17 protein-coding genes are annotated in these 22,333 nt (G+C 40.3%); 8 read left to right on the top strand and 9 right to left on the bottom strand.

Features of this window, described 5'->3' with window-relative positions; genetic code table 11:
• The 3 genes from LV83_RS05220 (at position 1) to LV83_RS05210 (ending at position 8,150) form a co-directional block, all read left to right on the top strand.
• The gene (locus LV83_RS05220) at positions 1 to 2,460 is read left to right on the top strand and encodes a GumC family protein (protein ID WP_111610474.1); all 2,460 of its coding nucleotides are present in this window, start codon (positions 1 to 3) and stop codon (positions 2,458 to 2,460) included.
• 240 nt (positions 2,461 to 2,700) lie between these two features.
• Positions 2,701 to 3,429: a 3-deoxy-manno-octulosonate cytidylyltransferase gene (gene kdsB, locus LV83_RS05215; RefSeq protein WP_111610473.1), complete on the top strand. Its 729-nt coding sequence runs from the start codon at positions 2,701 to 2,703 to the stop codon at positions 3,427 to 3,429.
• 395 nt (positions 3,430 to 3,824) lie between these two features.
• Positions 3,825 to 8,150 (top strand): PAS domain-containing hybrid sensor histidine kinase/response regulator, encoded by a 4,326-nt coding sequence (locus LV83_RS05210; RefSeq protein WP_211320456.1) that lies wholly within the window; start codon positions 3,825 to 3,827, stop codon positions 8,148 to 8,150.
• An 18-nt stretch (positions 8,151 to 8,168) separates the two neighbouring features.
• Here the strand turns inward: LV83_RS05210 and LV83_RS05205 are convergent, their stop codons facing one another.
• The 5 genes from LV83_RS05205 to LV83_RS05185 form a co-directional block, all read right to left on the bottom strand.
• Positions 8,169 to 8,879: a LytR/AlgR family response regulator transcription factor gene (locus LV83_RS05205; protein ID WP_111610472.1), complete on the bottom strand. Its 711-nt coding sequence runs from the start codon at positions 8,877 to 8,879 to the stop codon at positions 8,169 to 8,171.
• A 2-nt stretch (positions 8,880 to 8,881) separates the two neighbouring features.
• Positions 8,882 to 9,205, bottom strand: coding sequence for a hypothetical protein (locus tag LV83_RS05200; protein ID WP_111610471.1), 324 nt, complete (start codon positions 9,203 to 9,205; stop codon positions 8,882 to 8,884).
• Positions 9,206 to 9,216: 11 nt separating this feature from the next.
• Positions 9,217 to 9,633, bottom strand: coding sequence for a hypothetical protein (locus LV83_RS05195; protein ID WP_111610470.1), 417 nt, complete (start codon positions 9,631 to 9,633; stop codon positions 9,217 to 9,219).
• A 798-nt stretch (positions 9,634 to 10,431) separates the two neighbouring features.
• Positions 10,432 to 10,578 (bottom strand): lmo0937 family membrane protein, encoded by a 147-nt coding sequence (locus LV83_RS05190; protein WP_111610469.1) that lies wholly within the window; start codon positions 10,576 to 10,578, stop codon positions 10,432 to 10,434.
• A gap of 204 nt (positions 10,579 to 10,782) precedes the next feature.
• A complete protein-coding gene (locus tag LV83_RS05185; RefSeq protein ID WP_111610468.1) occupies positions 10,783 to 11,451 on the bottom strand; it encodes a YggS family pyridoxal phosphate-dependent enzyme in 669 nt (222 codons plus the stop codon).
• A gap of 49 nt (positions 11,452 to 11,500) precedes the next feature.
• Here LV83_RS05185 and LV83_RS05180 point away from each other — a divergent pair, with 49 nt between their 5' ends.
• Positions 11,501 to 13,051 (top strand): GH3 family domain-containing protein, encoded by a 1,551-nt coding sequence (locus LV83_RS05180; RefSeq protein WP_111610467.1) that lies wholly within the window; start codon positions 11,501 to 11,503, stop codon positions 13,049 to 13,051.
• The gene (locus LV83_RS05175; protein WP_111610466.1) at positions 13,048 to 13,668 is read left to right on the top strand and encodes a LysE family translocator; all 621 of its coding nucleotides are present in this window, start codon (positions 13,048 to 13,050) and stop codon (positions 13,666 to 13,668) included. Before LV83_RS05180 ends, LV83_RS05175 begins: the two co-directional genes overlap by 4 nt.
• 122 nt (positions 13,669 to 13,790) lie before the next feature.
• On the opposite strand, the gene LV83_RS05170 is transcribed toward LV83_RS05175, so the two are convergent.
• A complete protein-coding gene (locus LV83_RS05170) occupies positions 13,791 to 15,089 on the bottom strand; it encodes an APC family permease (protein ID WP_245946998.1) in 1,299 nt (432 codons plus the stop codon).
• Between the two features lie 288 nt (positions 15,090 to 15,377).
• On the opposite strand from LV83_RS05170, the gene LV83_RS05165 reads away from it, so the two are divergent.
• The 3 genes from LV83_RS05165 to LV83_RS05155 all read left to right on the top strand — a co-directional run bounded on the left by LV83_RS05165 (position 15,378) and on the right by LV83_RS05155 (position 19,200).
• Positions 15,378 to 15,944 (top strand): hypothetical protein, encoded by a 567-nt coding sequence (locus LV83_RS05165; protein ID WP_146613690.1) that lies wholly within the window; start codon positions 15,378 to 15,380, stop codon positions 15,942 to 15,944.
• Between the two features lie 107 nt (positions 15,945 to 16,051).
• A complete protein-coding gene (locus LV83_RS05160; protein ID WP_111610464.1) occupies positions 16,052 to 17,620 on the top strand; it encodes a sulfatase in 1,569 nt (522 codons plus the stop codon).
• Positions 17,621 to 17,766: 146 nt separating this feature from the next.
• Positions 17,767 to 19,200 (top strand): sulfatase, encoded by a 1,434-nt coding sequence (locus LV83_RS05155; protein ID WP_111610463.1) that lies wholly within the window; start codon positions 17,767 to 17,769, stop codon positions 19,198 to 19,200.
• A gap of 47 nt (positions 19,201 to 19,247) precedes the next feature.
• Here the strand turns inward: LV83_RS05155 and LV83_RS05150 are convergent, their stop codons facing one another.
• The 3 genes from LV83_RS05150 to uxuA form a co-directional block, all read right to left on the bottom strand.
• Positions 19,248 to 20,180, bottom strand: a complete 933-nt coding sequence (locus LV83_RS05150; RefSeq protein WP_111610462.1) for a UDP-glucuronic acid decarboxylase family protein — start codon at positions 20,178 to 20,180, stop codon at positions 19,248 to 19,250.
• A gap of 391 nt (positions 20,181 to 20,571) precedes the next feature.
• Positions 20,572 to 21,126, bottom strand: a complete 555-nt coding sequence (locus LV83_RS05145) for a sugar O-acetyltransferase (RefSeq protein ID WP_111610461.1) — start codon at positions 21,124 to 21,126, stop codon at positions 20,572 to 20,574.
• On the bottom strand, positions 21,123 to 22,298 hold the full coding sequence (uxuA, locus tag LV83_RS05140) for a mannonate dehydratase (protein ID WP_111610460.1): 1,176 nt from the start codon (positions 22,296 to 22,298) through the stop codon (positions 21,123 to 21,125). The genes LV83_RS05145 and uxuA overlap by 4 nt, the downstream gene beginning before the upstream one ends.
• Positions 22,299 to 22,333: the final 35 nt, after the last annotated feature.

Genomic DNA, 22,333 nt, shown 5'->3' with positions numbered 1-22,333 from the left:
ATGGAGAAATTAGACTTAAGCCAGTTAGACAACGAGGAGAAGGCACTGGAGATCAGGTATGTGGTGGCCAAATACATTCGCTATTGGCCCTGGTACGTCCTTTTTATCCTACTATTTGTCATTGCTACCTTTCTTTTTCATCGCTACACGGTAGATGAATATGAAGTCTCAGGGACAATGATGATCAAGACAAATACATCCCCTGAAGCTAGAATCCTTGACAGGTCCAATATTTTTTCTACTGGTCTTAATCTTGAAAATGATATTCTCCGACTCAAGTCTAAGGGCTTGGCCCGTGAGGCCTTGAAGAATCTTCATTTTGATGTGGAGTATTTTGCCAAGACTACTATCAAAGCCATAGAATTGTACGATAGGTCCCCGATCCGAATAGAAGTGGACTGGGATCATTTTCAATTATCTGATGTTCCTATACAACTCGAAATTCTTTCTGGTGAAACCTTCAGGTTGGCGCAAGAAGAGTCCAGTTTACTGGATTTTAACTCTGCTATGGCGGCAGGTGACGAATCTATTTACAATAAGACATATTCTTTTGGGGAGGAGATAGTTACTGCCAAGTCAAAGTTTACCGTACATCTGGTAAATCCCGGCAGGACGAGTGAGCAATTGGTCTTTAAACTAAGAGATCCTTCCTCCCTGGAAGATTCTTATGCAAGATCTATTCAAGTTTCATTGCAGAATGAATACAGTTCCGTACTTCGTCTGAGTACCACGACCAAGGTGGTGGAAAAAGGTAGGGATTATATAAACTCTCTTATGCAATCCTACATAGCATACGATCTGAGTGAAAAGAATAAAATTCAGGAAAATACCCTTGCTTTTATTGAACAACAGTTGGGCTTTTTGGAGGATTCCCTGCAGCAAAAGGAACGTGAGCTTCAGGATTTTAAGGTGGAAAATAAGCTGCTGGATGTGTCAGCGGAATTTTCGAATATCCTTGGGAAAATGAATACCCTCGATGAGATGAATGCTGAGATAGATTATCAACTCGAGTATTTCGAGCAGATTCGCACCTACATGGAGCAAAAAAGCAAGGATTTTTCAGACGTAATCGCTCCCTCAGTCATTGGTGTTCCTGATCCCTTATTAAATGGATTGATACAAACTTTGGTCACTCTTTCCCAAGACAGAAGAAAGCTCATGGCTACTGTCAATGAGAATCACCCTGAGGTCCTTAAGATCGATGTGCAAATGGAGAAAGTCCAGGATGCCCTTTTCGAAAACGTTGTAAATCTGATAGAGAATACCAAGGAAAAAAAGAATAGTATCCAACGCAATATCCGCATTTATGATGCTGAGTTTTCAACACTACCGGAGTCAGAATCTGAGTATTCAGGGATTTTCAGAGAATTCAAATTAAGAGAGTCCTTATATACCTATCTCTTGGAAAAGCGTGCAGAGGCTGGTATTGCCATGGCTTCCAATGTCTCTGATAATGCGATCTTGGATGCTGCAAGAAGGGGGACACTCATCTTTCCAAAGAAGCAACAGAATTATGGTTTAGCCATAGTATTAGGGTTTTTACTTCCATTCGGATTCATAGTTGTACGGGATATTTTTGATGATACCATCAAGGATCAGCGGGACTTGAAAAAGCATTTTATGATTCCTCAGCTAGGTATTGTGGGCTATAGTTTGAAAGATACGAATAAGGTAGTGCTGGATTTTCCAAAATCAGCCGTGGCAGAGTCTTTTAGATCACTTCGCTCGGCTATTACTTATTTGGCAAGTGGGAAAAATACCAAGAAAATCCTGGTGACCTCCTCTGTTTCTGGAGAAGGAAAAACCTTTACCTCCTTGAACCTTGCCTCAGCTATGGCTTTGGGATCTAAAAAAACAGTTGTAGTTGGAGGGGATTTGAGAAGGCCTAAACTGGCTTCCTATTTTGGAGAATCTGACCGTATAGGTCTATCTACCTATTTAATAGGTAAAGTGGAGGCAGAAGAAATTGTGAAGCCTACAGCTCATGAAAATCTATGGTTCGTACCATCAGGAGTAATTCCTCCAAATCCCGCAGAATTATTGCAAACGCCTAGGCTAGTTGAATTTCTGGCCCATCTGGAATCAAACTTTGATGTAGTTATTTTTGATACTCCTCCCATGGGACTGGTGTCTGAGACCATAGATTTGATGCGATTGTTTGATATCAACCTGTATGTAGTAAGACAGAATTACACGGTTAAGGATCACCTGGTTATGATCAATGATTTGTTCAATAACAAGCAGGTGAAAAATGTATACGGTGTCTTCAATGGTATTATCAATTCAGGTTACCATTACGAAGGGTATAATTATGGCTATGGAAACACCTACTTGTATTCTCAGAATAACAAGTACATGTACAACTACTATGGCGATGATCTTGAGACTAAGAAGAAGAAAATCAAGAAAAGCCAGACTGGAGTAATTCAGAAACTAATCAAACTATTCAAAGTGAAGTGATGGTTTTTTATAGTCCTCAAATCATAAAATCTGGATCCCAAATTGAAATAGAGTAGAAAGCGGGAATAAGTATGGATTTTGTTGAAATTATGGGTGCAATCTTCATCGCTCTTCCCTCATCTCCGCCTGCGGTTCGGGCAGGGGTTTTCCAACCAAAATTGTGAAGAATCTAGGGGACTAGTCATTCTTCTGGATATTCTTAAATCTCATATTTCAAATTCCTAATTTCAAATTTACCATATGCCTAAAATTGCCGCCCTCATCCCCGCCAGATATGCCTCTACCAGATTACCTGCCAAACTAGTCCAAGATTTAGGAGGTAAATCAGTGATTCAGAGGACCTATTTAAGCACATTGGCGACGAATGTCTTCGATGAAGTCTGGGTTGTAACTGATCATATTGAGATAAAGAAGCAGGTTGAGGAAGTCGGAGGAAATGTGTTTTACAGTGAGACCGCCCACGAAAGTGGATCCGATAGAATTGCTGAGGCGCTGGAAAAAGTGGAGGCCGAGATCATTGTGAATGTGCAGGGAGATGAACCTTTTCAGGATGAAAAGTCGCTGAAAGACCTTGTGGAAGTATTTGAGGATAAGACAGTAGAGATAGCTTCGCTGAAAACCTTGATTTCTGAGGATGAAGCCCAAAATCCAAATTTTGTCAAGGTGATTACCGATCATAAAGGTGATGCCCTCTATTTTTCAAGATCACCTATTCCATACAATCGGGATAAAATCAGAGAACTTCAGTATTGGAAGCATATTGGAATATATGCCTATAGAAGAGAAGCCCTGATTCACTATACTTCTTTGGAGAAAAGTACGTTGGAAAAGGTTGAAATGCTTGAGCAATTGCGGCTGCTTGAAAATAGCTTTAAGATCAGGATGGTTTCCACAGTTCATCATGCTGTGGCAATCGATACGTTGGAAGATCTGGAACGAGCCAGAAGTATTTTGGGATTGAGGAATTAACCTAGTACTTATTCTCATTTACAATCCTCTCATTCTACGTCATTTTTACGAGCGAAACGATAGCTAGATTATATTCCCATTACCAGCGCGAGGAGAAATCTCATCAGTAGACCTAATGAGATTTCTCCTCCTTTTGTACATCGAAATGACTCTAAAATCAATCCCTAATCTCCTCCCGATAGCTATCGGGATCTCCCAATACTCCAATCTTCCAATCCCCAACATGTTTTAAATTTTTAATCATCAGAGCTTTATTCTTCCGATTTCCTTTACTAGTTTTAGTTCATAAAATTTTTTAACTAACACTTAAACAGATATTTTAACTTTTATAACTGCCTTCTGGCTACATTCCCCGCAGTTTCAATTCCCAAGATTACTTTGATAAAATGCAAAATATGAATCACTCATATGGAGACAGTTCTAGATTGAAATCACTAGAAGGACTACAAATCCTCAATACAAATAAGGATATGGAGTTGGACGGAATAGCCAAGCTTTCCACGATGATTTCGGCTGCTTCTACCGGCTTAATCTACTTTTTCGGGGCTGATAAGGTTTGGATAAAATCTAAGCAGGGAAAGACTCAAAATATTGCACCTTCTGATCTAGAGGCTACTTTTTCAGCACTTCAGCGATCGGAGATTATTCTAATGTCAAAGGAGGGTCAGGATTTCGATATTCCATTAAGAGAAAAAGGGTTTAATTTTTTCGCTGCTCTTCCGATTAAGGATATTCATGGGAATCTCTTAGGAGCTTTGGCTATGCTGGACTTGGAGTCCAAAACGCTGGATGAGGAACAGATCACCGGATTAAAGATTCTAGCAGGTGGCCTGATGAGCATGGTCCGTGACAGAAAAATCAATATAGAGCTCAACCACTATGAAAAACTCTTTAAATTCTCCTCGGACCTAGTTTGCGTAGCAGGAACGGATGGTTTTTTTAAAAAGGTAAGCCCCTCTTTTCATCAAATACTGGGATGGGATATGGATACTTTGTTGAATAAATCCTTCTTTGAATTGATTCATCCTGATGATGTGGACAAAACTGCTTTGGAATTGGAAAAATTATCCAATGGGATCCCTACGATTAACTTCATACATAGCTTCAAAACCATTGATGGTTCCTATAAGGCACTTCAATGGATGGCTTCTCCAGAACCTGATACAGGAAATATCTTCGCAATTGGAAGAGATATTTCGGAAGAAAGAAAAAAAGAATTAAAGCTTGTAGAAAATGAGGAGAAGCTCAGGTCATTTTTCGAGAATTCTCAAGGACTCATGTGTACGCATGATCTAAAGGGTAATTTTCTGACTGTCAATTCTTCTGGGGCTGAGATTTTAGGATACACGGTGAGTGAAATAAATGCGATGAGCCTTTATGATATTATGCCCACCGATAAGCATGATGAACTTGAGAATTATCTAAAAGTAATATTAGCCAAGGGCAAAGCCAATGGACAGATGATAACCCAACACAAAAATGGTTCTCAACGAATTTGGCTATTTAATAATGTATTGGAGAAGAGTAAGGTGGATGATTCCACCTATGTGATTGGTAACGCTATTGATATTACTTCTCGGTCAGAACTTCAGGAGGATCTGAAGAAAACAAAGCAATTGCTGGAGGAAACGGGTAAAGTGGCGAGAGTTGGAGGCTGGAGTCTAGACCTTATTAAGAAAAAAGTGCTATGGACACCAGTCACGAGATTAATTCATGAAGTGGAAGACGATTATGAGCCGAACTTTGAATCCGGAATCAATTTTTACAAAGAAGGGGAAAGCCAAAATAAAATTTTAGGAGCTGTGCGGAATGCTATTGCCACTGGTGAGCCCTGGGATCTCGAACTGCAACTCGTCTCCATAAAAGGGAATGAATTATGGGTGCGGACAATTGGATACCCAGAGTTTACTGATGGGAAATGTACTCGTGTTTTTGGGACATTTCAGGATATAGATGAACGAAAGAAAATTGAGTTGGAAGTGGCAAGGGCCAAAAAAACACTGGATGATGTATTTAATGCTTCTTCAGAAGTAAGCTTTATTGCCACAGATCTAACTGGAATAATCACGGTTTTTAACAGTGGTGCAGAAAAAATGCTTGGCTACTCCTCAGAAGAAATGGTAGGTAAGCATACCCCTGCAGTTATTCATTTAGAGGAGGAGGTCCAGAAGCTTGGATCAGAACTTTCGGAGGAATTTGGGAGAACAATTTCAGGTTTTGAGATTTTCATAGCTCGACCTGAGAGGGATGGTTCCGAGCAAAGAATCTGGACATACCTCAGAAAAGATGGTGAAAAGCGTTTGGTTTCGCTGATTGTAACCCCAATAAGGGACACTGATTTTACGAGTATAGGGTATTTAGGTGTCGCTATTGATATTACCGAGAATAGGAGAATCGAACTCGACCTTATCAATGAAAAGAGCAGACTTTCTGCCTTTGTAAGACATACGCCGGCAGCTGTAGCGATGCTGGATAAGGAAATGCGCTACCTTGCCGTCTCTAATCGGTGGATAGATGAGTATAAGTTAAGTGGAAGAACCTTAATCGGTGAATCACATTACGATGTGTTTGCGGATAGTATGACTGCTGATGTGATCGAGATTCACAAGAACGTATTAGATGGAGCTATAGAAAGAAGAGAAGAGGAGATTTACTCCCTTCAGGGCTATGATAAGCCACAATATGTGACTTGGGAAATGCGCCCTTGGTATCTGCACGACGGGGAGATTGGAGGGATGATGATTTCCACACAAAACATCACCTCACTCATCAATCAACGGGAAGAATTAAAATTGGCCAAAGGCCAGGCAGAAGAAGCGAGTCAGGCAAAGTCTGAATTTTTGGCAAATATGAGTCATGAAATCAGAACTCCGCTGAATGGGGTGATTGGATTTACTGACTTGGTGCTCAAAACGAAATTGAATGAAACGCAGCATCAATACTTATCTATAGTCAATCAATCTGGAAATGCTCTTCTGAGTATAATCAATGATATTTTGGATTTTTCCAAAATAGAAGCAGGTAAACTCGAACTGGATATTGATAAGGCTGATCTCTACGAAATGTGCGCTCAGGCTACTGATATTACTACCTATCAGATTCAGAATAAAGGGCTTGAAATGCTTCTTAATATTGAAATTGATCTTCCTAGGTTTATCTATGCTGATTCGGATAGACTGAAGCAAGTTTTGGTCAATCTCTTGGGCAATGCCTCCAAATTCACTGAACAAGGTGAAATTGAATTGAAGGTGGAGAACCTGGAATCTATGGGCGATCATTCTAGATTAAGATTTTCGGTTAGAGACACAGGCATTGGAATTCATCCGGAAAAACAAATAAAGATTTTCGAAGCTTTCTCCCAGGAGGATAGTTCCACTACCAAGAAATATGGCGGCACAGGCTTGGGATTAACTATCTCTAATCGTCTTCTTGGGTTAATGGATAGCAAGTTGCAATTGGTTTCCAATATTGGCAGAGGAAGTACCTTCTTTTTTGAAGTGATCCTGAAAACAGAAATGGGAGAACCTATAGAATGGTTTGATATCGATGACATCAAGAACGTTTTGGTAGTAGATGATAATGAAAACAACAGGCTAATTGTCAGCCAGATGCTATTATTGAAAAACATTCAATCCAAGGAAGCCACTAATGGTCTTGAAGCCCTTCAGATTTTGGCCAAAGGAGAACAGTTTGATGTGATCTTAATGGATTACCATATGCCATTTATGGATGGTCTGGAGACTATAAAGAAGATCAAAGAAAGCTTTCTGGCAGATTTAAATAAGATGCCGGTGATTTTACTCCAAAGTTCCTCAGATGATCAAAAAATACTTCAGGTTTGTAAGGAGCTTGGCGTGAAGCATCGCTTGGTCAAGCCCATCAAACTTCAGGATTTTTACTATACCCTTTCCCGATTACAAAGCCTAGAGGAAGTTAATTTAAGTGCAAAAAAAGAGAGTGTCGCACTTCAGCAGACGCAGTACAAAATTTTAATTGCCGAAGACAATAGAGTGAATATGCTACTAGCAGAAACTATTATTGAGCGCACCTTTCCTAATGCCATTTTAATCAAAGCAAGTAATGGGGTAGAGGCTTTAGAATATTGTAAAATGGAGATACCTGACCTTATTCTAATGGATTTACAAATGCCTGAAATGAATGGTTATGAAGCCACTAGGAACATCCGGGCAATTGCTAAAGATAGACAAGTGCCCATTGTTGCGCTTACAGCTGGAAATGTAAAAGGAGAACGGGAGAAATGCATGGAAGCGGGGATGGACGATTTTGTAGTAAAACCAGTAGTAGAAGCCACCCTGCGAGAAGTATTTAAAAAGTGGCTTGTAGTCCATACTACAGCTGATCCCCAAGCTGTTTTTGAAAACCACTATTCTAAAAATACCTTAATCAATTATACCGATAATAATAAGCAGGTGTTAGCTAGGATTTTAGACACGGTAAAAGCTGAATTAAAAGGATCCCTGCATGACATGAATATGAGGATAGAGGAGGAGGATTTGGAAGGATTGAATGAGGCAAGTCATAAAATGTATGGTACTGCGGTATCTTCTGGTATGCCCATCCTAGCAAAAATGGCTACAGGGTTTGAGCAAGTTTCTGTTTTTGACAAAAACCTTCTCTTGGAAAAGTTAGATCTGATGAGAAAGGAAATTGAATTGGTACTCAACCAGATTCAATTGCAAAAGGATGAATTAGGAAATTAAATGGCAAACCTGTTGGATTTAAATCAGGTTAAGTCTGCTCATCAGTTCAGCTCGCCTTGATCTGCTGATAGGGATGACTGATTTTTGAATTAGGACGGTATTGTCCTGTATATCAATTATTTTGTGAAGGTTGATGATATAGGATCTATGTACTTGGAAAAATGAATCAGGAGATAATTTTTCGAAAATCTTTGAGAGTGTACTGTGAACTTTAAACTCCTGATTGTCTAATTTAATAAGGGCATAATCACCCTGTGCTTCAATCAAATTGACCTCATTTGCATTGAGTTTTATCAGACGCTTATCAATGTTGATGTAAAATTGATTCTTATCCCCATTGTCTAAATTCGTTTGAGGGGCAGTTTTGACCTCCTTTTTATATAGTTTGAAGACTCGACTGATTGCTTTTTTTAGTCGATCTGGGTTTATAGGCTTCACTAAGAAATCAATGATACTTTCATAATCAAAGGCATGTATGGCAATACTTTGGTCTGAAGTAGTCAAAATGATATGCGGTGGCTTTTTCAAAGTTTGAATAAAATCAAAGCCACTGAATCCTGGCATATGAACATCCAAAAATATCAGGTCTACCTGTTCCTTGTTGAGGAATCTAAATGCATCCATGGCATTTGAAAAACTTCCTAGGACCTCCAAATCAGGCTCTTTTTCACATAAAAAAGTTAGTATTTCTCTTGACACACTTTCGTCGTCAATGATAATGCAGTTCATATCTACTCATATGGTTCAGGAAGAAATTTAAGAATATTACTCATAACTTCCTGAAAATCTAGTTGATAATTTAAATTTCCTGACATTAAAGCTGTTTCATGCTTCTCAGTAAGGGTTAAAGCCTCTTTCATTTGAAAGAAAGCCACTTTGTGTTTGATCTTATGTACGACTTCTGCAGCCCAGTAGTAATTATTAGTGCTGATGGCATGTTGGTAAGTAGCATACTCAGTTGGGAGTTCATCAAGCAATAATTTGAAAATTTTCATTTCGAAATTTTTGTTGCCTTTTGACAATTCTTTCAAATACTTTAAAGAGGGTGTTTCCATAGTGTTCTAATTCAAAAACTTAAGATTACATCTGCTTTTCTGGAAAGAGACTTTTTAGAAATCGCCATGTTGAATTCATTGACTGTTTCAGACAAGTTAGCTGAGTACCTTTTCGCGCCTTCATTTTGAAGGCTTATCGCAAAACATGCAAAAATCCAAGATTTAGAATCTTTAATGTGGGTGATGTTGATTTCTCCGATCAAGCCATTGAATAGTTCGATTGCTTTTCTGATGAAATTCTTAAAAAGTATCTTCAATTGCTTTGGGTCACCGTTTATTAAAGGCAACGTGTTATCAAGTTTGATATTAAAATTGGCTTGCCCTTCAAAATCAACAATTATTCCTTTAATCATTTCATAGCTGTCTACTATTTGATCCGATTGATTAGTCCCATAGTGGGTGATAATTAGATCCGTGAGATTTACCATGTGTTTTGATTATTCGGTTGAAGATTTAATCAGGGCAAGCCGGGGGTGGGGGTGAACAAACAACTTATTCTGCGCTCCTTTTCTACTCTAACTACTGCTTTATATAAATTCTATTAATTTATGTTATGTACAAACTTGATTGGCTAAAGGATATCGCAACTTGTATCGTGCTATGCCAGATTGCTTGTCACAAATGTCATAAATAGAAAAATCTAAAATTTGAGATTTTGGGTCAGTTGAAATAATCTATAGTCGAATTGCACTCAATTGTCGGTGAATGGTAATGCAGCTTGCCGGAGTTTAGTACTTTTTTATATTTCCGTCCAAATGAACCTTCCTACCCGTCATTTCGACGAGCGAAACGAAACCTAACTTACGTCTCAAAAAAAACAACGCGAGGAGAAATCTCATCAGTAGACCTAATGAAATTTCTCCTCCCCGCAGTCGTCGAAATGACCCTGAATTCAATGGTTTTTCAATAATTCCGAATCCCGAATCTCCTCCCGATAGCTATCGGGATCTCCAAATCTCTTAATCTCCTAATCTTCCAATTTTCCAATCAATTTCATCTTCCTATCCGTCATTTCGACGAGCGAAACGAAACCTAAATTACGTCTCAAAAAAAATAACGCGAGGAGAAATCTCATCAGTAGACCTAATGAGATTTCTCCTCCCTGCAGTCGTCGAAATGACCCTGAATTCAATGGTTTTTCAGTAATCCCGAATCCCCTCCCGATAGCTATCGGGATCTCCTAATCTTCTAATTCTCCAATCTTTCAATCCACAAATCTCCCCAAACTACCTACCTCCAATCAATCGGAAAATAACAGCAACTAATGCTAATACTAGAAGAATGTGAATAAGGCCTGTGACACTGTAAATAAATACGCCGATTATCCAGCCGATCAATAGAATGACTGCGATGAGATATAATAATGAACTCATAATGTGATTATTTAATTAATGTTTGAACTTCTACTTTTCTAGAATTTCAATCCTAATGCCACTAACAGAACATGCCCTAATTCAGCGAATTAGGGCATGTTCTGTTGGTTTAACTCGATTTTTAGAAATTTCTGGGAATAATAAATCCCATAGCGGGTATATAATTATCAAAGCAATTGGGTACCAAATCCGAAATCCCAAATCTTAATCTCTCTCTCCAAAAATCGCTGAGCCTATTCTTACCATGGTACTTCCTTCCTCCTGAGCAATCAGGTAATCCCCACTCATTCCCATGGATACATCGTTCAGCTGGACAAAACCTGGAAGATCACGACCTTTCAGCTCTTCAAAAAGTGTCTTAAGTCCTTTGAACTCCTTCCTCACCTGATCTTTATTTTCTGTAAAAGTAGCCATTCCCATTAGTCCTTGAATAGTCACATGACTTAGGTTCAAAAAGTCAGGATTTGCCAGCATTTCATTCAATTCCTTGGAATCAAAACCGAACTTACTTTCCTCCTCGGCAATGTGCATTTGGAGTAGCACATTTATTTTTCTACCTACCTTTTTTCCCTGCTTATTGATTTCTTTGAGCAGCTTGAAAGAATCCACGCCATGAATCAAGTGTATGAAGGGAGCTATGTATTTGACCTTATTACTTTGCAGGTGACCGATCATATGCCAGTTGACATCCCCTTGCATTTCAGGTTGTTTGGCTTGGAGTTCTTGCACTTTATTCTCTCCAAAGTCTCTGATTCCAGCCGAATAGGCCACTTTTAGATCTTCCAAAGGCTTTGTCTTACTTACAGCAACTAAGAGACAATCCTGATTTATGAATGTTTTTTTTACTTTTTCGAGGTTGGCTTTGATGTCCATTTTCTATTTTTATGCTTTACTATTTTTAAAGAAGGCCTAAAACAAAGATATGGCGATCATTAGTACTTTACTAAAAAAAGGCATACGTCTGAGAGAGAGTCTAGAGCAGGAGTACTCTCACCCTTTAGAGCTACAGCGTCAGGAATTAAAGAAGTTACTGATTCATGCTGCTGAAACAGAGATTGGGCGGAAATATGATTTTGGTAAAATCCTTAAAAGCTTTCGAAAGGGAAAGGATGATTTTTATGAGATGTATAAATCTCAAGTACCCATCTATGATTACAACCGAATTCACGAGGAATGGTGGCACAAACTGCTAGAAGGGAAATCAAACGTCACTTGGCCGGGTCCGGTTAGGCATTTCGCCCTGAGCAGTGGTACATCTGGTGCTACCTCCAAATTCATTCCCATCACCAGAGATATGGTGAAAGCTATTCGTAGAACAGGGGTGCGCCAAATTCTTTCACTTTCCAAATATGATCTCCCAGCTTCTTTGCTGACAAAAGGGATTTTGATGTTAGGTGGAAGTACAGATTTGGAGTTTAATGGCACTTATTTCTCCGGAGATCTGAGTGGGATTACCACAGGAAGATTACCGATTTGGTTTCAGCGATTTTATAAGCCAGGGAAAAAGATTTCACGAAGCAAAAACTGGGGAGATAAACTTGATCAAATTGTAGAGAAAGCAAAGTCTTGGGATATCGGGATTATTGTTGGGGTACCGGCTTGGCTTCAGATCCTGATAGAAAAAATAATTGCTCACTATCAGGTGGAGAATATCCATGAGATCTGGCCAAACCTGCAGATTTTCGTTCATGGAGGCGTTTCCTTTGAGCCTTATAAAAAAGGATTTGAAAAGCTATTGGGCAAGCCATTATTGTATTTGGAGACTTACTTAGCTTCCGAGGGATTTTTGGCTTTCCAGGCCTTGCCAAATCGTAAATCCATGCGTTTGGTTCTCAATAATGGGATTTTTCATGAGTTCGTGCCTTTCACTACAGAAAACTTTGATGAGGATGGAAATATCAAACCCGATGCAAAGACCCTGAAAATAGATGAAATAGAGGTAGGAAAGGACTATGCGCTTCTGATTAGCACCTGCGCAGGAGCTTGGCGTTACCTGATAGGTGATGTGGTACGTTTTGTGTCCAAGGAGGAATCAGAGATAATAATTACTGGTCGCACCAAGCATTTCTTGAGTCTTTGTGGAGAGCATCTTTCTGTGGATAATATGAATAAAGCCATAGAACTCACCGCTGAAGAACAGGATCTAAATATCCGTGAATTCACCGTGATTGGGGTTCCGCATGGTACTTTGTTTGCCCATCATTGGTTTATAGGACTTGATGCAGCTATTGAGTCGAAAACCTTAAGTGACACCATTGATAAGTATCTGAAAGTTCTCAATGATGATTATGCTGTGGAAAGAAACCATGCTTTACGGGATGTGATTGTTTCCGTAATACCATCTTCTGTTTTTTATGATTGGCTGAAAGCACAAGGAAAAGAAGGAGGTTCTTACAAATTCCCGAGAGTGCTCAAAGGTGATAAAGCTGCAAATTGGCAAGCATTTTTAACTACTAGAGACATCAAGCTGTGAGTGAAGCACTGCTTGAAGGAGTCAGTATGGGATTATTGCTTTCGGCAATGATTGGTCCCGTTTTTTTCACTCTTATCCAAAGTAGTCTCGAAAAGGGCTTTCGCTATGCTGCAATGGTTGCTTTGGGCATACTCACCTCTGACACACTCTATGTATTGCTGACTTTTTATGGGGTCAAGTTTCTAGCGGAAGCCACTTATTTCGAATCTATTTTAGCTTATGTGGGAGGAGCTATTCTTATTGGTTTTGGAATAAGCTATTTGGTAAAAAAGCAAGGTGCCAAGCCTGATGCTATGGTGGAAGAGTTGCACAGAGCCAAAAAGCGAAATGCATTTCTCAAAGGATTTAGCATCAATGGAATCAATCCATTTGTACTCTTATTCTGGATTTCCATTGCCAGCTTGGTTCACTTAAAACCCGCTTTTGACAACACAGATATTTGGTCCTATTACTTGGGAATACTTCTTACTGTTTTTGTAATTGATCTTATCAAAGCCTATATAGCCCAGAAATTAGCTCAATTTGTAACCCCAAAATTTATGTTTTGGCTAAATAAAGCCGTCGGCATAGTCATGATAGGTTTTGGAATTAGACTGATTTGGTTTGCCGTAGGATAGGGTTAAACATTCTGTTTTTCTAAAACTCGGTCGAAATCATACTAGTTGTGCCATTTAGTAACCCGCGATATCATAGGGAGTCTCCAAGTTATTCAATCGTTAATCGTGATGGTAGTAGATATTTACTTCTGCGCCCTCCCCAACCAATACAAGCCTGTTCCAACTCCAATCAAAACGGCAGTGAGCCAAATGGAGGTCCAACTCACCTGAAGCATCAGCCATAGGCAAGCTAAAATTCCTAGTATTGGGATGAGGTATCCACCTTTGAGGATGAAGTAACCCTGATCTCGAAACTTTGGTCTCAGAACCGGTATCGCCGCACAAGTCATGATAAAAAGAAATAATCGGGATAATACGGTCATGGCGGCCAAAAAGGTAAAGGAGCCCATCGCAGCCAATACAAAGGCGGCTATTCCAAAGAATAAAACTGAATTAGCCGGAGTCAAAAACTTGTTGCTTACCGCCCCAAACCAGCCTGGAAGGGATTTTTCCAAAGCCAGAGCATAGGTGATTCTGGAAGCAGAAAACATCGAGCTGATCAGATTTGCCAAGACAGAAGTGGCTACGCCAATCATCAGAATTACTGCTCCTATACTTCCAAAAAGGGCTGAAGAAGCATCTAGGAGAGGGCTGCTGCTTTCTGCCAAATTGGGTACGGCAGCCTGTGACACCAGTTGGATCAGCATATAAATGACAGTGACTACCACCAAACCAAGAATTAAACCTAAAGGCATGTCACGCTTCGGTTGCTTGGCTTCACCCGCTGGCACGATTGCACCCTCAAATCCCACAAAGGCATAGATCAAAAGTAAGGTGGCTGCACCCAAATTTGAGCCAGCTGGCAACGGGCTATCGAATCGAGGAATGACATCAGGCCCGATCAGTAGGAAACCTCCGAATATCAATCCGATTAATACGGAGAATTTGACAATAGTAAATAGCGTCATGGAGCGAATGGACTCTGAGGAACCTAGAATATTGATCAGGCTGAGAAGTCCGCAGGTCAGTGCCAAGGAAATCAACCGGCCAATTCCATCACCCATGATTGGAAAGAAATAAGCTATGCTATCTGTAAGCAAGACGGTATTCGCAGCAAAGGAAATCAATCGTGCCAGGTAATACAGCCAGCCCCCCTGAAAACCCACAAACGAGCCAAAAGCCAGTTTTCCATATCGTATAGGTCCGCCTGTCCCCCGGAAATAACTCCCCACCTCCGCAAAACTCAGAATAACTGGCAGCATAAGAAGTGCGCAGAATACATAGATTAACACACTGTATTCACCTGCAAGTCTGGCTGCTCCCGAAGGCAGTCCAAAAATCCCAGCACCAATCAATCCATTGACTACCAACATCCATACACCCCAAAGTCCTAGGTTTCTGGGTAATTTTTCTTGAACTTCTTCTGTTGTTTTTTCTTGCACAGGTAGGTTTTTTTTGAAAAGATTGTTGGCAAGATAATTCGAAAAATGATTTTGGGTGATTTTTTAAAGGTAAAACTCTCACTAGTTATTGCTTAAATATGAGCAAATAAAGAATATCAAAAAATGCAACTCCCCCCTGATGAACTCTTCTACCCCAAAACTTTTAGAAGAAATTACCAACATCAATAATTTTTGTTATCTACTTTTCAAAAACAGAATAGTCTGGTATTTTTCGTGGAAATTGATCCTAATACTCTAAAGACAAGTTACTTTTCTAAATCTGATCAAATGAGTTTTATTAAAAAAGTTGAGGCATTGTTGGATTTTAAGTTTGGAGAGTTTCCAAGGCTAGACGACTTGCCTTCGGATTTCACTTTTGATTTGAGGCATTTTGACGAAAATCCTATTTATATTAAAAAGTTTGCTGAACCAGTTTGCGGACTTTTTTCTTTGGTGAAAGTAAGTAAATCTTTAAGGCTTACTACCACGAGTTTTATCGAGCCTGATTTTGCTACTGCTCAAATTCCCAACTTAGAATCTTTTCTTAAAAGTCTATCTGAAATCTACGGTTCAGATGAAAAGTCAATGTTGTATTTGCTGGATGAAGAAAAAGAGAAAATTAGTATGGCAGTTGAATGGGCGGGCAGATATTGGAAATTTGATGAGCGCTATAACATGATGAATGTATCTCTCAGCCTAAACCAAATGGGGTTAAGCTTATGTTTTTATAAATTTCTTAGACCATGGCTTGAATTCGATGATGATGATGATGATGATTTTTACCTTTCAAAAAATTCCAAAAGACAAAAGCTGCCAATAAATTCATTTTTAATTTTCACCCTTTTTCATTTTTGAAATTAGTTTGCTTTAAGATGACATAATTATTCCCATATACCCGAATCCTTTTTTGATTTTGATTGATCTTAACCATCTTAGTTTTTCTATATTCAACAAACCTCCTAATGCTGAAGAAAATTTTCCCACTTGCATGCCTCATGCTCGGGTTTTATCAGGCTTTTGCCCAATCAACTGACAAGCCCAATATTGTATTTATCCTGGTGGACGACCTAGGTTATCATGACCTCAGCGCTACCGGTAGCAACTACTATGAAACTCCCAATATTGACAAGCTTGCATCTCAATCCTATCAGTTTATCCAGGGATATACCGCTTCGCCGGTTTGCAGCCCTGCACGGGCCAGTTTGATGACTGGTCTGACTCCGGCAGTTCATGGGGTCACAGATTGGATAGGAGCGGCTTATGGTGAGGACTGGAGAAAAGCTGGAAGACATACCAAATTACTTCCCCCGAATTACGAGCACGCATTGAAGGCTTCTTATGTCACTCTTCCTGAAGCATTGAAAGCATCAGGCTACGAGACTTTTTTCGCAGGAAAATGGCATCTGGGTGGGGAAGGTTCCTATCCTGAAGATCATGGTTTTGATACTAATATAGGTGGCTACTCCTCAGGAAGTCCGATAGGAGGGTATTTTGCTCCTTATCAAAACCCAAAAATGGAACAAGGACCGGATGGTGAAAACCTAAGCATGCGCCTAGCTACCGAAACTGCCAAGTTCATCGAACAAGATCACGAAAAACCGTTTTTTGCTATGCTATCTTTTTACGCAGTACACGGCCCAATACAGACTACCGAAGAGAAGTGGGCAAAGTACAGAGCCAAGGCTGAGGCTATGGGTATTGCAGATCATGGGTTTACTATGGAAAGACGGCTTCCCATCCGACAGTTTCAAGATAATCCTGTTTATGCGGGGTTAGTAGAGGCGATGGATGATGCGGTAGGTGTGGTGACAGAAGCGTTGGCTAAAGCTGGCTTGGATCAAAATACTATTATCGTATTTACCTCAGATCATGGTGGTGTAGCCTCAGGAGATGCTTTTTCTACATCGAATTTGCCACTGAGAGGCGGGAAAGGATATCAGTGGGAAGGTGGGCTTCGGGTGCCTTATTTTATCAAGGTACCAGGGCAAAAAGAATTGATCACCTTGGATGTGCCGGCCAGCGGGATAGATTTTTACCCAACCCTTTTGGAACTGGCAAATGTAAAAATGCCTGCTGGAGTTGATGTTGAAGGGGTAAGCTTAGCTCCGGCAATGCAAAAGAAGAAAATAACCTCCCGACCGCTTTATTGGCATTATCCACACTATGGTAATCAGGGCGGTGATCCTAGTTCAATTGTCCGTGAGGGAGATTGGAAGTTGATTTATTATTGGGAAGATAAAAGTTTGGAGTTGTATGATCTGGCAAAAGACCCAAGTGAGCAGACTGACTTAGCTCTTCAAAACCCTCAAGTGACTAAAAGACTTACCGCAGACTTATTGAAGTATCTTGAAAAAACTGGTTCAAATCAGCCAATGGATGATCCTGAGTTTGATGCGGTCTTACATCAGGAAGTTTTGGATAGAAACAAAAATGTAAGAATGCCAGCTTTGGAAGCTGAGCGAGTTAAAATGCTAAGTCCTGGATATACTCCAAATGCTGATTGGTGGGGGAGTAAGGTGACAAAGGACTGATATGAGGCGGTTGGCAGTTTTCAGTTGGCATGTGGAAAAGTTGGAAAGCGAGAAGGTTTAGAGTTGTCAAGTTGAGCGGAGTCAAAACCTTCATTAAATGGGTATCTGAAAGTTTTAAAGTCATTACTTAGTAAAATTCTCTGTCTATGAAAAAATATATCCTATTCAATTTGCTTCTCCTATGTGTAGTTGGGAGTACCTTTTCTCAGAGTAACTCTGAGCGATCAACCAAGCCAAATGTAGTGCTGATCAATGTGGATGACCTGGGTTGGGCGGATTTGGGATTTATGGGTTCGGAGTATTACGAAACTCCGAATCTGGATAAATTGAGTAAGGAAAGTAAAGTTTTCGTGCATGCCTATACCGCTGCTTCCAACTGTGCTCCAAGCCGTGCTACCATGATTACAGGAAGATATCCTATGACCCATGGGATTTACACGGTACATCCTGCAGACCGCGGAGATAAGAGAACCAGACAATTAATTGCTTCGCCAAATGAAAAAGTCATAAACGACAGTTTGTATACCCTTGGGAAGTTTTTTAAAGAAAATGGCTATACCACAGGTGTTTTTGGTAAATGGCATATCTCTGATGACCCGAAGACCCACGGATTTGACGTGAATGTAGCGGGTAGCCATCGAGGCCATCCTGGAGAGGATGGCTATTTCAGTCCTTACAATGTCAAGTTGGAACCTGAAGTGCAGGGTGAATACCTTACTGATCGCTTGACTAGTGAGGCAATAAAATTTGTTGTAGAAAACCAGGAGAAGCGCTTCTTTCTGTATCTGCCTTTTTATACTGTTCATACACCGCTGATGGGCAAGCCGGAGTTGGTAGAAAAATATATAAACAAGGAAGGTAGCAAGGGGCAACATAACCCAGTTTATGCAGCCATGATTCAGAGTATGGATGAAAATGTGGGTAAGCTTTTGGGAATATTAGACAGCTTAAAGCTCACAGAAAATACTCTTATTATTTTCACTTCTGATAATGGTGGCATTCGCGCTACAAGCTATCAAGATCCGCTTAGAGCAGGAAAGGGGAGCTACTACGAAGGGGGAATTAGAGTGCCTTTACTTGTCAAGTGGCAAAACCAGATTAAGTCAGGAGTAGAGAATACTCCTGTTGTTCAGATGGATTTTTATCCCACCCTCAAAGCCTTGATTGCGCCAGAGAAAGAGCTCAGGCTGGATGGAGAAAGTATTCTACCCTTACTTTTTGATGAAAAGATGAAGGAAAGAGATCTGTTCTGGCATTTCCCGATATATCTGGAAGCCTATGATCCAAAGGAAGATGGATCCAGAGATCCGCTGTTCCGTACTCGACCGGGTTCTGTAATCCGCTCTGGAGATTGGAAATTGCATCAGTATTTTGAAGACGGAGGGCTGGAACTTTATAATCTAAAGAGTGATCCTTATGAGTCAAAAAACCTTGCTGCTTCAAACCCGGTGAAGGCTCAGGAGCTTTTACAGAAATTGGAAAAATGGAGAGGAGATTATAGCGCGCCGGTTCCGATGATAAAGAATCCTGATTACGATCCTGACTTCGAGAAGGAAGCTATTCAAAATGCTATGAAATAAAAAAAGCCATCATTTGATGGCTTTCTGTGTATTGATTGGTGGCTTTTTTAGATTACTGATTCAAAGTATTCTATCGTTTTGATTAGGCCTTCTCTTAGGTTCACGGTAGGTTCCCAATCCAATTCTTTTTTTGCTAGATCGATCACCGGTCTTCTCTGCATAGGGTCATCCTGAGGAAGAGGCATGAAGATCATTTTACTTTTACTGTTTGTCAATTCTATGATCTGCTGAGCAAGTTCCAGCATAGTGAATTCACCGGGGTTTCCAATATTCACAGGTCCAGTGAAGCCATCTCGGCTATTCATCAATCGGTACATCCCTTCGATATTATCGTCAACATAGCAGAAAGAGCGGGTTTGCATTCCGTCTCCATACATGGTGATGTCCTTTCCTTGAAGGGCCTGCACGATAAAGTTACTTACTACACGTCCGTCATTTGGATGCATTCTAGGTCCATAGGTATTGAAAATTCGCATCACCTTAATCGCAACCTTATGCTGTCTGTGATAATCAAAAAAGAGCGTTTCAGCACACCTCTTTCCTTCGTCATAGCAAGCCCGGGGACCAAGGGTGTTTACACTTCCTTTGTAGCTTTCTGGCTGGGGATGAACTTCCGGGTCTCCGTAAATCTCCGAAGTACTAGCCTGAAGGATTTTGATTTTCAATCGCTTTGCCAAGCCCAGCATATTCATCGCGCCAATCACAGACGTTTTTGTAGTCTGAACTGGGTCAAACTGGTAATGAACAGGGGAGGCAGGACAAGCTAAATTATAGATTTCATCTACTTCTACATAAAGCGGATGTGTAACATCGTGTCTTAATAATTCAAAATTCTTGTTGTCCAGTAGATGATGAATGTTTCTTCGATTTCCTGTAAAAAAATTATCTACACAAAGGACTTCATTTCCTTCTTTCAGAAGTCTATCACAAAGATGGCTACCTAGAAATCCGCCACCACCACTTACTAATACTCGTTTCATGTGTTTATAATTAGATTTTTTAAGGTCACATGGAATCTCGCAAGTTGAATAATCATCACTCTGTGTGATTCTTGAATCATGCTCGATTTCATATAATACTATTGATTTTTTAAGGCTATCCCGATAACTATTGTGAAGAATCTCGCTTGGATTATACCATCACAGTTTGTGACGGTTTTGTCAGGCCTGCATGAGGCAGACAAGCACGATTTTATTCAGTCAAAACAAAAGGGTTAAAAACTATTGTGCCCAAAAATAAGCAAATGTTTAGCAAAATAAAGGAAATACAAGACAGCTCAGGAAATTTCACCAATTCGGCATTTGAGTCATTCGAAAAATATAAAATCCAAGCCAGACACTCCAGCTTCCGTTCTTGTCACACAAACGGTAATTACTTCAGATTCTTAATGACTTTAGCAGGATTGCCACCTATGACCACATCCGCAGGAAAGCTCTTGGTAACAACCGCCCCAGCTGCAATTACTGTCCTGTCGCCGATGGTAACTCCGGGGCAAATCACGGCTGATCCTCCGATCCAAACGTCATTTCCTATGCTGATTGGCTTGCCATATTCCCACATTTTTCCTCTTACCACTGGATCGAGCGGGTGGGTAGCTGGGTAAAACTGCACATTGGGAGCTACCAGAACTCTATCACCAAGTGTAACTTTGACAACATCCAGGACTACGCAATTGAAGTTGAAGAATACATCATCTCCAACTTCAATATTTGATCCGTAGTCACAGTAGAAAGGAGGTTCAACCCAAAAGTTTTTACCTGCTTTTCCAAAGATTTTTCGAATGAGAGAAATCCGAAACTCGATATCCTCTGGATCTGAATCATTGAGGGATTTTACCAGTTTTCGTACTTTCAGACGTGCAGCTACCAATTCCGGATCTCTGGCCTGGTAGAGCTCGCCTGCAAGCATTTTCTCTTTTTCGGTCATTTTGATTTGGTATAAAGCAAACCTGCTTCTACGCCACGGATTTCCGCAAGACCTTTCAGCCTTCCAATAGCTGAATAGCCTGGGTTGGTTTTTTTATTCAAATCGTCCAGCATCAGATGGCCATGATCTGGTCTCATCGGGAGGCTTTTGCCTCGTTTTTGCTGGACATCTATCACAGCGTCAATTACCTCCACCAAATTCGCATTTCCTTCCAAGTGATTGTCCTCAAAGAAATTACCATGCTCATCTCTTTTGGTGCTTCGCAAATGGATGAAGTGAATGTGATCGCCAAATTCCTTGACCATCGCAGGAAGATCGTTGTCAGCTCTTACTCCAAAGGAACCAGTACAGAAAGTTAGGCCATTGGCAGGACTCGGCTGATCTCTCAGAATTCTTCGAGCATCATCCGCTGTGCTCATGATACGTGGAAGACCAAAGAGAGGGAAGGGAGGATCGTCTGGATGAATCGCTACGCACATGCCATTCTCTTCTGCCACTGGTACAATTTCATCCAAAAACAATCGCAAGTGATCTGCTAGTTTGGCTGCATCAATTCCGTCGTAAGTTGCTAGCATGGTTTTAAATTCTTCCAGCGTATATCCAATCTCAGAACCAGGTAGGCCCTTGAGGATATTGTCGAAAATCATTTGATGCTTTGCAGGAGTTAGGGCCTCGTAATATGCCTTCACTTCAGCGTATTCTTCTGCCGAATATTCAGCTTTTGCTTCTGGTCTTTCCAGTATAAAAAGGTCAAAAGCCTGAACCGCTTTCTTTTCATAAAGCAAAGCTTTTACGCCATTTGGAAGTTCGAATTCTAGATCTGTTCTTGTCCAATCTAGAATAGGCATGAAATTATAACAAACTGTATAAATGCCTTCAGCAGCAAGATTTCGGAGCGTTTCCTTATAGTTTTCGATTACCTGAAGGTAATTCCCAGAACGTGTCTTAATTACTTCGTGAACTGGAACAGATTCCACAACTGACCAAGTCAGGCCAGCAGCTTCGATAGTATTTTTACGTTTTTTGATTTCTTCTCTTGACCAGGTTTCTCCATTTGGAATATGATGGAGAGCAGTCACGATTCCTGTTGCTCCTGCTTGTAGGATATCTCTGAGACTTACTGGGTCGTTTGGGCCATACCAGCGCATGGTTTGCTCCATTTTATAGGTCATATTGTAATTGATTTGAGATTTTTAAGTTTGAAATT

It is taken from the genome of Algoriphagus yeomjeoni (genome assembly GCF_003259505.1).
In the GTDB taxonomy this organism is placed as follows: domain Bacteria; phylum Bacteroidota; class Bacteroidia; order Cytophagales; family Cyclobacteriaceae; genus Algoriphagus; species Algoriphagus yeomjeoni.
This window is presented reverse-complemented; position numbering and strand designations above follow the sequence as displayed.